The sequence below is a fragment of the Pseudomonas sp. 05N433 genome, assembly GCF_056396925.1.
This window is the reverse complement of record NZ_JBFTML010000058.1, coordinates 1-13,239: the sequence shown is the minus strand read 5'-3', so window position 1 is coordinate 13,239 and position 13,239 is coordinate 1. Positions and strand designations below refer to the sequence as shown.

Here is a 13,239-nt window from a genome sequence, read left to right as displayed (position 1 = left end):
CTCAGTTGGCGATAACACTCATGTTCCGGCCACTGGCCTTGGCCACATACAGCGCCTTGTCCGCGGCGCCGACAATGTCGTCGGGCTGGGCTTGCGAGGCCGGGTCGTAGGCGCAGACACCCACGCTGACTGTGACCACGCCTTCCACGCCCCCAACGTGCTCGATGCCGGCCTGCTGAACCGCACGGCGGATGTTTTCCGCTACCAGAAACGCCCCCACGTAGTCGGTACCGGGCAGCACCACCGTAAACTCCTCACCACCGAAGCGAGCCGCGAGATCGCCGGGGCGCTTGATGTTTTCGGTGATGATCGTGCTGATTTTGCGCAAACACTCATCGCCCGCCAAATGACCGTAGTGATCATTGAAGCTCTTGAAGTGGTCGACATCGATCATCAGCAGCGCAAGATGGGTCTGGCTACGCCTGGCGCGGCCCATTTCCGCGAGAATGAACAGGTCGAATTGACGCCGGTTGGAAAGCCCGGTCAGTGCATCCTCCAGCGCCAGCAACTCCAGGCTGCGGTTGACCTCAATGAGTTTGTCCTGAGTCTCCAACAGATTGTTCTGAATATGATTCTGCTGCTTCATGAGGCGGATCAGGCGATAACCGAGAGCCCCCAGAAACCCCAGCAGCAACAGGACGATGCCCGCACTGAATATTGATTCCTGCCGCCAACTGGCCAGGACTTCATCCTTGTCGAGCCCGGCAAAGACGACAAGCGGATACCCCTCGACCCGTCGAAACCCCACGACCCGCACCACCCCGTCGACAAAGGACCTGACCGTTGCCGTACCGGAATCGCCCTTGGGCAACAGCTGGGTAAACAGCGGCCCTTTGGCAACACTGGTGCCGATATCGGCTTCGTTGAACGGGCGCCGAACGACGATGGTGGCGTCATCGGAGATCAGGTTGATCACGCCGTTATTGCCCATGTCGATGCTGTTGTACAAATCCAGGAAATGCTTGAGGTAGATCGAAGCCACCACCACGCCGGCAAACCGGCCATCAGGGTGATTGATCCGGCGTGACACGGTCATGATCCACTCACCGGTCGAGCGACTTTTTATCGACGGACCGATATGAGGGCCGCGGTCGGGATGATCACGGTGGTAGATGAAATATTCACGGTCGGAATTATTGGCATTGGGCGGTATGACGTTAATGGCGTTGGCGAGCCAGCGTCCTTCTTCATCGAACACGAACAGCCCATGGATCTGTACCAACTCACTGCGCTGAGCCTGGAGCAAACGTTGCAGTCGGGGAAATTTTTCCGGTTGCATGCCATCGATTTCGAGGCGGTCCACCAGGGAGAACAGTAGCGTGTCGGCCTGTTTGATCGATGCCTGCGCCTGCGAGGCCAGGGTTTGCGCCAGGTTGGACATCGCCACTTCGCTCTCACGCAGATGGTACTGACGCGAGTTCCAGCTTTCACCGATCACAATGGCCATCAAGGACAGGCACACCGAAATCAGCAGAGAAACCGCGTATCGAACCTTGAGCGTTGTCTCAACCGGCTCGGGCACCCAAGGCGTGGCGAACCGGGTGTGTTCGATACGATCTTTGACGGACGGATGCCCCATGACGCTCCCTGAATCCCTTATGACATGGCGAATTTTCCCGTTCGCCCTTTTAGCGCCAGCCAGCCGTGACCGGCGCTCAAACCATTACAACCCGCTACCGATACGATAGGTGATTTGCACAAAAACGCTCATTGCCAGCGATCGTAATCCTACATCGGCGTCTGTTTGATCGCCTCAAACCAGGCCGGATTCAATCGCCTCTGTTCGGTCTCGATGCCCAACGCGTCCATCCGTGCCTTGTGCTGGTCCATCTCTCGGGTCAGCTGACTTTGATCGCTGGAGTTGCCGTCCAACTGGTGCATCTGGCTCAGCCCCAAGTGATAAAAGCGCAGCAGCTTCATGGCGGCAGGGTCGCCCTGCTCCACCGCCGCCGTCACCTGGTGCATGACGTTGGTGACGCTCATCAGGCTGCGCTTGAGCTGCCAACCATAGACCGCTGGCGCCATCCACTCCTGCCTCCAGAACTTGCCGCGCATCAGCGCCACTGTCAGCAACAACGCGGCAAACACACCGCCCACGTTGAACCGCAGATTATCGCCGCCGGGCTCACCGAACAACGTCACCGCCACCGTCGACAGCACCATCGCCAGCGCCAGGAACATCAGGGCGATGATCACCGTGCTGCGCCGCGTCTGGCGTCGATAGGTTTCGGCATTCATTGGCTGGATTTCGAACATCGCGACGGGGTTCCTTGCATCGATGGTAAAAGGCGCTGTGACAAAAAGACTGCGAGGCATTATCGCCTCCCCGAAGGATTTAGCTATGCTGGAGCTCCTTTTCATCTTTTCATCGTCAAACGGGAGCATGGCGATACAGCGCAGTTCGTGCCATCTTCATCATGGATACACACTATTCGGATGCCATGCGCCGTTGCTGGCGGGTGACATCGTTTTAAGGATCATTGAATGACCCAACGACATGTAATCAACGCCTCGGTCAGCCCTAAAGGCAGCCTGGAAACGCTCTCCCAGCGTGAAGTGCAGCAACTGAGCGAAGCATCATCCGGCATCACCTACACCCTCTTCCGCCAGTGCGCCCTGGCCATCCTCAATACCGGCGCCCACGTCGATAACGCCAAGACCATCCTGGAAGCCTACAAAGACTTCGAAATCCGCATTCACCAGCAAGACCGTGGCGTACGCCTGGAACTGCTGAACGCCCCCGCCGACGCTTTCGTCGATGGCGAAATGATTGCCAGCACCCGCGAAATGCTCTTCAGCGCCCTGCGCGACATCGTCTACACCGAAAACGAACTCGACGCCTTGAGCATCGACCTGAGCACCTCCCAGGGCATCAGCGACTACGTCTTCCACCTGCTGCGCAACGCCCGCACCCTGCGCCCCGGCGTCGAGCCGAAAATCGTGGTGTGCTGGGGCGGCCACTCGATCAACACCGAAGAATACAAATACACCAAGAAAGTCGGCCACGAACTCGGCCTGCGCAGCCTGGACATCTGCACCGGTTGCGGCCCTGGCGTGATGAAAGGCCCGATGAAAGGCGCGACCATCGCCCATGCCAAGCAACGCATCCACGGCGGCCGTTACCTCGGCTTGACCGAGCCGGGGATCATCGCCGCCGAAGCACCGAACCCGATCGTCAACGAACTGGTTATCCTGCCGGACATCGAGAAACGCCTGGAAGCGTTCGTGCGGGTTGGCCACGGCATCATCATTTTCCCCGGCGGCGCGGGCACGGCCGAAGAGTTCCTGTACCTGCTCGGCATCCTGATGCATCCGGACAACCAGGACCTGCCGTTCCCGGTGGTCCTTACCGGGCCGAAAAGCGCCGCGCCGTATCTGGAGCAACTGCACGCCTTCGTCGGCGCAACCCTCGGTGAAGAAGCGCAGCRGCACTACGAGATCATCATCGACGACCCGGCCGAAGTAGCGCGGCAGATGACTCAGGGCCTCAAAGCGGTCAAACAGTTCCGCCGTGAGCGCAACGACGCGTTCCATTTCAACTGGCTACTGAAGATCGACGAAGGCTTCCAGCGCCCGTTCGACCCGACCCACGCCAACATGGCCAACCTGCAACTGAGCCGCAACCTGCCGCCCCACGAACTGGCCGCCAACCTGCGCCGCGCGTTCTCCGGCATCGTCGCCGGCAACGTCAAGGACAAGGGCATCCGCCTGATCGAAGAACACGGGCCGTACCAGATTCGCGGTGATGCCGAGGTCTTGCAGCCGCTGGACCATTTGCTCAAAGCCTTCGTTGCCCAGCACCGGATGAAACTGCCGGGTGGCGCGGCGTATGTGCCGTGTTACCAAGTGGTGGCTTGATACGCGAAACCCTGTGGAAGCAGGCCCGCGATGGCCCGCTTTCCCGAACCACCGGAAACAAGAAACCCCGCGTGATGCGGGGTTTCTTGTTTTTGGGGACTGAGTCAGTGGAGCCCACTGTGGCGAGGGAGCTTGCTCCCGCTGGGTTGCGAAGCGACCCCAAATCCAGCAACCGCATTTTTCTGGCACACCGCATATGCCGGTTTTGCGACTGCTGCGCAGCCGAGCGGGACGGTGCGGCGATCCGACAAGCTCCCTCGCCACAATGGGTCACTCAGTTCTGAGGATCGAGGTTATCCAGCACCCGGTTCACCGCCAACTCCCCAAGCATGACCACCGATTGAATCCCCAACATCACATTGCGATGTGGCATGTCCATCAACCCGACGAACTCACTGAGCATCATGCTCGCTGACGCCAGGGATTCGCAGGCGTTGACCAGCAGGGTTTCGTTATCGACCTTCGCACCCACATGGTAAATGGTACTGAGTTTGCGCTTGGTGGCTTTGGGGATGGGTGGTTTGAGGTAATGGTCGAGGGCGCGGTCGGCGGCTTCGTGGAGTTTTTTCGAATCGAGGGATTCGTAGGGGGAAACGTCGTCGGTTTCCGGAGGATTTGGTGTTGGTTTGAACATAAATGAAGCTCCTTGATCAGTGGAGCCGACATCTATCGCTGCTAAACGAAGAAGGTGGCGGCTGTACGCGGGTTAGCAGACCAGGGATCAAGGAACCCGGCGCACCGAAGTGCCCCACGCATAGCCGCCATAACGCGAATGGCGACACTGACGTGCCTTGATATTCATCGAGCTGCTAAACCCGATCGCTGATTCTTCAGCGACCCGGAAACGATAGAGCCCGGCCTCAAGGCGCACAAGCCGGCGGATTCTGGCGTAGTCGTAGGCAGCGGCGCAAGGCTGTGTAGTCTGAGTGAGTATCAGGAGATGTCGATTAAACATCGCCTGTTTATTGGTCTTACTGTGGATTTTGCGGTGGATGGGCTGGCCTCTTCGCGAGCAAGAGACTTGGCCTGCCCGTAGCAGCAGCCTCGCGGGCTCGGCAGCTGCTACAACAGATCGCTGACTAATCGCGCCGCAAGAGACTTGGCCTGGCTCGCCACATCAGTTACCGCCGTGCTCTCCCACCACATGCCGCGCAACGGCGGCCCCATGGCGAACAAACGGCTGGCGACCTGCCCGTCGGCGCTGAGTACCGCGCCATCCACCGCCGCAGCAATGCCCAACGCCAATGGCCCCGGACGCACCAGCCCGCGAGCGAGCAATTGCTGGGGCAACGGCCGCGCCACCCGGCGCCAGTCGTATTCGATGCCGCTGGAGTTGATCAGCGCCGCGCCATGCACCACGCAGGTTTGCGCCTCACCACGACGACGAATGCGGATGCTGACCTCACCGTCCGACGCAGGCTCGAGCCCCTTGAACGATGCGGCATGAATCCGCAACCGCCCTTCCCCGTGTAGCTGCGCCACCAACTCGGCACTCAGCGGCGGCGAGCGATGGTGATGGCTTTCCCACCATGGCCGTACATGCCGCACAAATTGCCGGCGTTGCACATCGGTCGCCTGACTCCACAACCGCCCGATATGCGCCCGAACGGTATCCAACGGCGCTTGCCAGTCGATGCCCTGAGCGATGGCATCGCGGCAATGCCGGCGCAGTTCGCGCACCAGCTGACGCGGTGTGCGAATACTGTGGTCCTCGGCGAGAAAATCCACCCACGCCGGCGGCTGCCTGCGCACATGCGGCAGCAGGCCATGACGGGAAAAGACTTCGATCGGCCCACGATGCCCGGCTTGCTCCAGCGACACCACGGCATCGACCATGGTCAGGCCCGAGCCGATGATCAGTACCGTCGACTGCGGATCGAGTTGACGCATGGCGGCCACATCCCACGGGTCGAGTGCAGCCGCATTCAAACCGCTGGACTCGGTCTGCGGCGTGCGTGCTGCCGGGAACATGCCGGTAGCTAGCACCGCGAATGCGCCTTGCAGACGCTGGCCATCGTTCAAGGTCAGTTGCACAGAGTCGGCAGAGGTCTGCAGGTCCACCACCTCGGCCCGCACATGTTCGACACTCGCCCCCTTCAATGCGCCCACCGCCTGCGCTTCAGCCAGACGCTGCTGCACATAAACGCCAAACAACCCGCGCGGCGGAAACAGTTCGCTGACCGGCACATGCTGCTCATCCGACTCCGGCCAGCCACCGGCGGCGATGTGTTCGGTCAGCCATTGGGTCAGGTCATCGGCGTTGTCCGGGTCGACGCTCATCCGCGCCGCGTTGCCATTGAGCGTATGCCCCAGTTCCACCGCGCTATAGGCTTCGCCACGGCCCAGTTCTGCCCGCGGCTCGATCACCAGAACCCGGCGCTGACCGGGCAAGCGCAACAACTGCGCCGCCAGCATCGCGCCACTCAGGCCGCCGCCGATGATCAGGATGTCAGCGTGACGGATGGCGTCGGTCGCCTGTCCGCTTGGGGTGTCAGTCATGGCGTTCTCATCGATCAATGTTTACCTGAATGGAAGTGGCGCAGATCGCCCCGTGTCAAGCCACAGCCTGGGTATCGTCAGTCACACCGCCATCGCAAGCAAGCCCGCGCTCACAAGGAGGCGGGTTGCCGTGCATTGGTTTTTAGCAACGAAGCAATTCAATCAAGAGAATGGTGGATGTCATAAAGAATCGGATCGGAATGAACAGGATTACCAGCCGAGTTGCGGACGATGTATCGGAATTCCTTCTGCTGCCCTGCGTTGTCCAGTAAGGCTGTTTTTGGCAAACGGCAGGCGCAAAAGTCTTCGGCCGGGTCATCACTCGAAGCCTCTGCAACCATCTTGTCTGCAATGAATATGCAGATTGAATCGCCCGGTTGGGCGTTGGGTGGGACAGGAATAAGGGCTGTCGCACCGACAGTTGGGACATCCATCAGCTTAATGACGTTACCAATAGCCTCGTTGATGATTAGCGGTTCCAGATTTGCCATTTTCTGCATTCCTGTGAATAGACGGTCAGATCTCGGCAACGAGCCGAACTCCAGTTAGCGATCAATCTCGCTCCACGTCTACTGTCAGAAATAACAGGTGTGACACTTTCCCCAATGAGTAGTGCTGCCCGTTCAAATCACCACATTACGCACAAACCGCGCCGCCACGTCCCCATCATTGCGATAAGAATGCGGTTGATGACTGGCAAACATAAAGAACTCGCCAGCCGCAATTTTCTGCGGCTGACCGTCAAGCATCAGTGTCAGGCAACCTTCAAACACATAAAGCTGTTCGCTGTAGCCTTCGGCATCCGGCTCCGAGGGGTAATGCTCGCCCGGTTCCAGGCGCCATTCCCAGAGTTCTACTTCGCGGGTGGCGGTGGCTTTGGCCAGCAGCACCGCTTTACTGCCCGGGATCGTACCGGCCCAGGCCAGTTCGTTGATGCGGCTCGGGTCGCGAGCGTCGGGGGCCTGGATCAGGTCGCTGAAGGCCACGTCCAGCGCTTCGGCCACGCGGTCGAGGGTGGTCAGGCTGACGTTCTTCTCGCCGGCCTCGATGGCCACCAGCATCCGGCGGCTGACCCCGGACTTTTCGGCCAGGGCGCTCTGGCTCATGTCGGCGGCGTGGCGCAGACGTCGCACGTTCAGGCTGACGTGCTGGAGGACCGAAGCCCGTTGGGTGGAATCTTTGTGCACTATATTGCTCACTGGGTGGCGTTGCGCAGTATACTGCCCAACTTCGGGCGCATTGTGCGTCTCCCTCAGATGGCGCGCAAGGTCATGACGTCAATGAACGCTTCTCATACTTCCCCCCGTTTCTCCCGGTTCAGCAAGGCCGAGTGCGTGCTGGTGCTGATTACCATGGTCTGGGGCGGGACCTTTTTGCTGGTGCAGCATGCGATGACCGTCAGCGGGCCGATGTTCTTTGTCGGGCTGCGTTTTGCCGCGGCGGCGAGCCTTGTGGCGCTGTTCTCCTGGCGCCATCTGCGTGAACTGACGCTGTTCGAACTCAAGGCCGGGGCGTTTATCGGCGTGGCGATCATGCTTGGTTACGGCTTGCAGACCGTGGGTTTGCAGAGCATTCCCAGCAGTCAGTCGGCGTTTATTACCGCGCTGTATGTGCCGTTCGTGCCGCTGCTGCAATGGCTGGTGCTGGGGCGTCGTCCGGGGTTGATGCCGAGCATCGGGATCATGCTGGCCTTTACCGGGTTGATGTTGCTGTCGGGGCCTTCCGGCGCGTCGCTCAATTTCAGCCCCGGTGAAATCGCTACATTGATCAGCGCCGTGGCGATTGCCGCGGAAATCATTCTGATCAGCACCTATGCCGGCCAGGTCGACGTGCGGCGGGTGACGGTGGTGCAATTGGCGGTGACGTCGGTGCTGTCGTTCCTGATGGTGGTGCCGACCCAAGAAGTGATTCCCGACTTCTCGTGGTTGCTGTTGTGCAGCGCTTTGGGCCTGGGCGCGGCGAGTGCGGCGATCCAGGTGGCGATGAACTGGGCACAGAAGAGTGTTTCGCCGACCCGGGCGACGTTGATCTATGCCGGGGAGCCGGTGTGGGCCGGGATTGCCGGGCGGCTCGCCGGGGAACGCTTGCCGGCGATTGCGCTGGTTGGGGCGGGGTTGATTGTGGCGGCGGTGATTGTCAGTGAGTTGAAGACCAAGGGGAAAGTTGTTCCCGAGATCGAAGAAGATTCGGTACAGGAAACCGAACACTGATCGTTCCCACGCGTGGGAACGATCGCGATCTCCTTTGAAACAATGATAAACAGGGTTTCTGCGTCTATCTTGTAGGATTCTGCGACAGCTTGGCGTTTGGTGATCGGGGAGCTGGCACGTATGATGCTTCACAAACTTCCGCAGATTAGAAGCCTATGTCCCTGATAGTTCTACTGCTTCTGCCTTTTATCGGCAGCTGTCTGGCAGCCTTGCTGCCGCACAACGCGCGTAATACCGAATCGCTGTTGGCTGGCCTGGTTGCCTTGATCGGCACCGTCCAGGTCGCCCTCTTGTACCCGCAAATCGCCCATGGCGGCGTGATCCGTGAAGAGTTCTTCTGGCTCCCCAGCCTGGGCCTGAACTTCGTGCTGCGCATGGACGGTTTCGCCTGGCTGTTCTCGATGCTGGTGCTGGGCATCGGCACGCTGGTTTCGTTGTACGCCCGTTATTACATGTCACCAGACGATCCGGTGCCGCGCTTCTTTGCGTTTTTCCTGGCGTTCATGGGCGCCATGCTGGRGTTGGTGATTTCCGGCAACCTGATCCAGATCGTGTTTTTCTGGGAGCTGACCAGCCTCTTCTCGTTCCTGTTGATCGGCTACTGGCACCACCGCGCCGATGCGCGACGGGGTGCTTATATGGCACTGATGGTCACCGGCGCGGGCGGTTTGTGTTTGCTGGCAGGGGTCATGCTGCTCGGCCATGTGGTGGGCAGCTATGACCTGGACAAGGTCCTGGCCGCCGGCGATCTGATTCGCGCGCATGCCCTCTACCCTGTTCTGCTGCCCCTGATCCTGATTGGCGCCCTGAGCAAAAGTGCGCAATTTCCCTTCCACTTCTGGTTGCCCCACGCGATGGCGGCACCGACACCGGTCTCGGCGTATCTGCACTCGGCGACCATGGTCAAGGCCGGGGTGTTCCTGCTCGCGCGCCTGTGGCCGTCGCTGTCCGGCAGCGAAGAATGGTTCTACATCGTCAGCGGGGCCGGCGCCTGCACCCTGTTGCTCGGCGCTTACTGCGCGATGTTCCAGAACGACCTCAAGGGCCTGCTGGCCTACTCGACCATCAGCCACCTAGGCCTGATCACCCTGCTGCTGGGCCTGAACAGTCCGCTGGCCGCCGTGGCCGCGGTGTTCCACATTCTCAACCACGCCACGTTCAAGGCCTCGCTGTTCATGGCCGCCGGGATCATCGACCACGAAAGCGGCACCCGGGACATTCGCAAACTCAGCGGCCTGGTCAAACTGATCCCGTTCACCGCCACCCTGGCCATGGTTGCCAGCGCCTCCATGGCCGGCGTGCCGCTGCTCAACGGCTTCCTGTCGAAAGAGATGTTCTTCGCCGAAACCGTGTTCATCAACGCCACGGCCTGGATCGAGATGACCCTGCCGATCGTCGCGACCATCGCCGGGACGTTCAGCGTCGCCTACTCCCTGCGCTTCACCGTTGACGTGTTCTTCGGCCCGACCGCCACCGATCTGCCGCACACCCCGCACGAACCGCCGCGCTGGATGCGCGCGCCGGTGGAGTTGCTGGTGCTCACCTGTCTGGTGGTGGGGATTTTCCCCGCTCAAGTGGTCGGCTCGCTGCTCGCCGCCGCCGCATTGCCGGTGGTGGGCGGCACGCTGCCCGAGTACAGCCTGGCGATCTGGCACGGCTGGAACGCACCGATGTTCATGAGCCTGATTGCCATGTCCGGCGGCATCGTGCTTTACCTGTTGCTGCGTAATCAACTCAAGCAAGGACGCTTCACGCACCCGCCGGTGATCAGCCGTTTCAATGGCAAGCGGCTGTTCGAGCGCAGCCTGGTGGTCATGATGCGCCTGGCCCGTCGCCTGGAGCGGCGGATCAGCACCCGGCGCCTGCAAACCCAACTGTTTCTGGTGGTGCTCGCCGCCGTACTGGCCGGGGTGATCCCGATGCTGCACAGCAGCCTGAGCTGGGGTGACCGGGCGAAAATTCCGGGCTCGATCGTGTTCGTGATCCTCTGGCTGCTGGCGATTGCCTGTGCCCTCGGCGCGGCGTGGCAAGCCAAGTATCACCGGCTCGCGGCCCTGACCATGGTCAGTGTCTGCGGCCTGATGACCTGCGTGACCTTCGTCTGGTTCTCGGCGCCGGACCTGGCCCTGACGCAACTGGTGGTCGAAGTGGTGACCATGGTGCTGATCCTGCTCGGCCTGCGCTGGTTGCCGCGACGGATCGAAGAGGTGTCACCGTTGCCGAGCAGCCTGCGCAAGGCGCGGGTACGGCGGGTTCGCGACTTGCTGCTATCGACAGCGGTCGGTGGCGGCATGGCGCTGTTGTCCTACGCGATGCTGACCCGCCAGACGCCCAACGACATTTCTTCGTTCTACCTCAGCCGCGCCCTACCCGAAGGCGGTGGCAGCAACGTGGTCAACGTGATGCTGGTGGATTTCCGTGGCTTCGACACCCTCGGCGAAATCACCGTGCTGGTGGCCGTGGCCCTGGCGGTGTTCGCCCTGCTGCGACGCTTCCGCCCTCCGAAAGAAAGCCTGCAACTGCCGGCCCAACAGCGTCTGCTGGCGCCCGATGTGGTCACCGATCTGGTCAACCCGCGTCACGCCAGCGACACCGCGCTCGGTTTCATGATGGTGCCGGCGGTGCTGGTGCGCCTGCTGTTGCCGATCGCCCTGGTGATCTCCTTCTATCTGTTCCTGCGCGGGCACAACCAACCGGGTGGCGGTTTCGTCGCCGGACTGGTGATGTCGGTGGCGTTCATCCTGCAATACATGGTCGCCGGCACCCAGTGGGTCGAGGCGCAAATGAGCTTGCGGCCGCTGCGCTGGATGGGCACCGGGCTGTTGTTCGCCACCGTTACCGGGCTCGGGGCGATGGCGGTCGGGTATCCGTTCCTGACCACCCACACCTGGCATTTCGAGCTGCCGCTGCTGGGTGACATTCATATCGCCAGCGCGCTGTTCTTCGATATTGGCGTGTACGCCGTGGTGGTCGGTTCGACGCTGTTGATCCTCACCGCCCTCGCCCACCAATCGGTACGCGGTCATAAAACCAGCGCGCAAATCAGGCCCGCGGCCAAATCCGTTGTCACCCAAGGAGCCATCTGATGGAAGAAGTCATCGCAATCGCCATCGGTGTGCTGGCCGCGTCCGGCGTATGGCTGATCCTGCGGCCACGGACGTTCCAGGTGGTCATGGGCTTGTGCCTGCTGTCCTATGGCGTCAACCTGTTCATCTTCAGCATGGGCAGCCTGTTCATCGGCAAGGAGCCGAACATCAAGGACGGCGTGCCTCAGGATTTGCTGCACTACACCGACCCGCTGCCGCAGGCGCTGGTGCTGACCGCAATCGTCATCAGTTTCGCCATGACCGCGCTGTTCCTGGTGGTGCTGCTCGCCTCCCGGGGCCTGACTGGCACCGACCATGTGGATGGCCGGGAGCCTAAAGAATGATGGCGATGACTCACCTGATCGTTGCACCGATTCTGCTGCCGCTGCTGACCGCCGCCGTGATGCTGATGCTGGGCGAGAAACACCGCCCGCTAAAGGCCAAGATCAACCTGTTCTCCAGCCTGCTGGGACTGGGCATTGCCGTAATGCTGCTGCAATGGACGCAGACCACCGGTGTGCCCGGCTCCATCGGCGTGTACCTGCCGGGCAACTGGCAGGCGCCGTTCGGTATCGTGCTGGTGGTCGATCGCCTGTCGGCGTTGATGCTGGTGCTGACCGGGATCATCGGCGTCAGCGCCCTGCTGTTCGCCATGGCCCGCTGGGACGGCGCCGGTTCGAGTTTCCACGCACTGTTCCAGATTCAGTTGATGGGCCTGTACGGCGCCTTCCTCACGGCGGACCTGTTCAACCTGTTCGTGTTTTTCGAAGTGCTGCTCGCCGCCTCTTACGGGCTGATGTTGCACGGTTCGGGCCGGCCGCGGGTGTCGTCGGGGTTGCATTACATCTCGATCAACCTGCTGGCCTCGTCGCTGTTCCTGATTGGCGCGGCGCTGATTTACGGCGTCACCGGCACGCTGAACATGGCCGACCTGGCGCTGAAAATCCCGCTGGTGCCGGAAGCCGATCGCGGCCTGCTGCATGCCGGCGCGGCGATTCTGGCAGTGGCGTTCCTGGCCAAGGCTGGCATGTGGCCGCTGAACTTCTGGCTGGTGCCGGCGTACTCCGCAGCCAGCGCGCCGGTAGCGGCGATGTTCGCGATCATGACCAAGGTCGGCGTCTACACCCTGCTACGCCTGTGGACGCTGCTGTTCTCCGGCCAGGCCGGGGCCTCTGCGTACTTCGGCGGCGACTGGCTGATCTACGGCGGCATGGCGACCATCGTCTGCGCCGCCGTGGCGATCCTCGCCGCGCAACGCCTGGAGCGCATGGCCAGCCTGAGCATCCTGGTGTCGGCAGGCATTTTGTTGTCGGCCATCGGTTTCGCCCAGCCGAACCTGATCGGCGCGGCGCTGTTCTATCTGGTCAGCTCGACCCTGGCCTTGAGCGCGCTGTTCTTGCTGGCGGAGTTGATCGAACGTTCGCGTTCGGCCAACGAAATGCCACTGGACGATGACGGCGAGCTGCTGCCACGGCCCCTGGAATCCTTGCAGCCGCCCAAAGGCTTCAACCTCGATGACGACCAGAAAGCCGTGGTCGGTCAGGTGATTCCCTGGACCATGGCCTTCCTCGGCCTGAGCTTCATCG

The 13,239-nt window shown here is 61.3% G+C and carries 11 protein-coding genes; 5 read left to right on the top strand and 6 right to left on the bottom strand.

Translation table 11 applies throughout. The features are described from left to right. Nucleotide 1 precedes the first annotated feature (1 nt). Both AC1DIS_RS24835 and AC1DIS_RS24830 read right to left on the bottom strand, forming a co-directional pair. A complete protein-coding gene (locus AC1DIS_RS24835) occupies nucleotides 2–1,579 on the bottom strand; it encodes a sensor domain-containing diguanylate cyclase (RefSeq protein ID WP_477744576.1) in 1,578 nt (525 codons plus the stop codon). 149 nt (nucleotides 1,580–1,728) lie between these two features. Next, complete coding sequence (locus AC1DIS_RS24830) at nucleotides 1,729–2,256, bottom strand: DUF3087 domain-containing protein (protein WP_477744575.1); 528 nt, start codon at nucleotides 2,254–2,256, stop codon at nucleotides 1,729–1,731. Nucleotides 2,257–2,484: 228 nt separating this feature from the next. On the opposite strand from AC1DIS_RS24830, the gene ppnN reads away from it, so the two are divergent. Next, nucleotides 2,485–3,858 carry a nucleotide 5'-monophosphate nucleosidase PpnN gene (ppnN, locus tag AC1DIS_RS24825; protein WP_477781142.1) on the top strand — a complete coding sequence of 458 codons (1,374 nt, stop codon included), beginning with the start codon at nucleotides 2,485–2,487 and terminating at the stop codon, nucleotides 3,856–3,858. A 274-nt stretch (nucleotides 3,859–4,132) separates the two neighbouring features. Here ppnN and AC1DIS_RS24820 read toward each other — a convergent pair whose 3' ends face one another. From AC1DIS_RS24820 to AC1DIS_RS24805, 4 genes are all read right to left on the bottom strand, one after another. Beyond that, nucleotides 4,133–4,492, bottom strand: coding sequence for a DUF6124 family protein (locus tag AC1DIS_RS24820; RefSeq protein WP_111453834.1), 360 nt, complete (start codon nucleotides 4,490–4,492; stop codon nucleotides 4,133–4,135). 428 nt (nucleotides 4,493–4,920) lie between these two features. Next, complete coding sequence (locus AC1DIS_RS24815; protein ID WP_111453833.1) at nucleotides 4,921–6,357, bottom strand: FAD/NAD(P)-binding protein; 1,437 nt, start codon at nucleotides 6,355–6,357, stop codon at nucleotides 4,921–4,923. A gap of 158 nt (nucleotides 6,358–6,515) precedes the next feature. Continuing rightward, nucleotides 6,516–6,848, bottom strand: a complete 333-nt coding sequence (locus AC1DIS_RS24810; protein ID WP_477744574.1) for a hypothetical protein — start codon at nucleotides 6,846–6,848, stop codon at nucleotides 6,516–6,518. A 132-nt stretch (nucleotides 6,849–6,980) separates the two neighbouring features. Then, the gene (locus AC1DIS_RS24805; RefSeq protein ID WP_258613718.1) at nucleotides 6,981–7,544 is read right to left on the bottom strand and encodes a helix-turn-helix domain-containing protein; all 564 of its coding nucleotides are present in this window, start codon (nucleotides 7,542–7,544) and stop codon (nucleotides 6,981–6,983) included. Between AC1DIS_RS24805 and AC1DIS_RS24800 the strand changes: the two genes are divergently transcribed. The 4 genes from AC1DIS_RS24800 to AC1DIS_RS24785 all read left to right on the top strand — a co-directional run. After that, entirely contained in the window at nucleotides 7,539–8,567 is a 1,029-nt protein-coding gene (locus AC1DIS_RS24800) for a DMT family transporter (protein ID WP_064617040.1), read from the top strand. The genes AC1DIS_RS24805 and AC1DIS_RS24800 overlap by 6 nt on opposite strands. A 155-nt stretch (nucleotides 8,568–8,722) precedes the next feature. Then, nucleotides 8,723–11,653 (top strand): monovalent cation/H+ antiporter subunit A, encoded by a 2,931-nt coding sequence (locus AC1DIS_RS24795; protein WP_477781141.1) that lies wholly within the window; start codon nucleotides 8,723–8,725, stop codon nucleotides 11,651–11,653. Beyond that, nucleotides 11,653–11,997, top strand: a complete 345-nt coding sequence (locus AC1DIS_RS24790; protein ID WP_007935994.1) for a Na+/H+ antiporter subunit C — start codon at nucleotides 11,653–11,655, stop codon at nucleotides 11,995–11,997. The genes AC1DIS_RS24795 and AC1DIS_RS24790 overlap by 1 nt, the downstream gene beginning before the upstream one ends. Further along, nucleotides 11,994–13,239 (top strand): monovalent cation/H+ antiporter subunit D (locus AC1DIS_RS24785; RefSeq protein ID WP_477781140.1); only part of this gene is annotated, 1,246 nt, incomplete at its 3' end. The genes AC1DIS_RS24790 and AC1DIS_RS24785, both read left to right, overlap by 4 nt.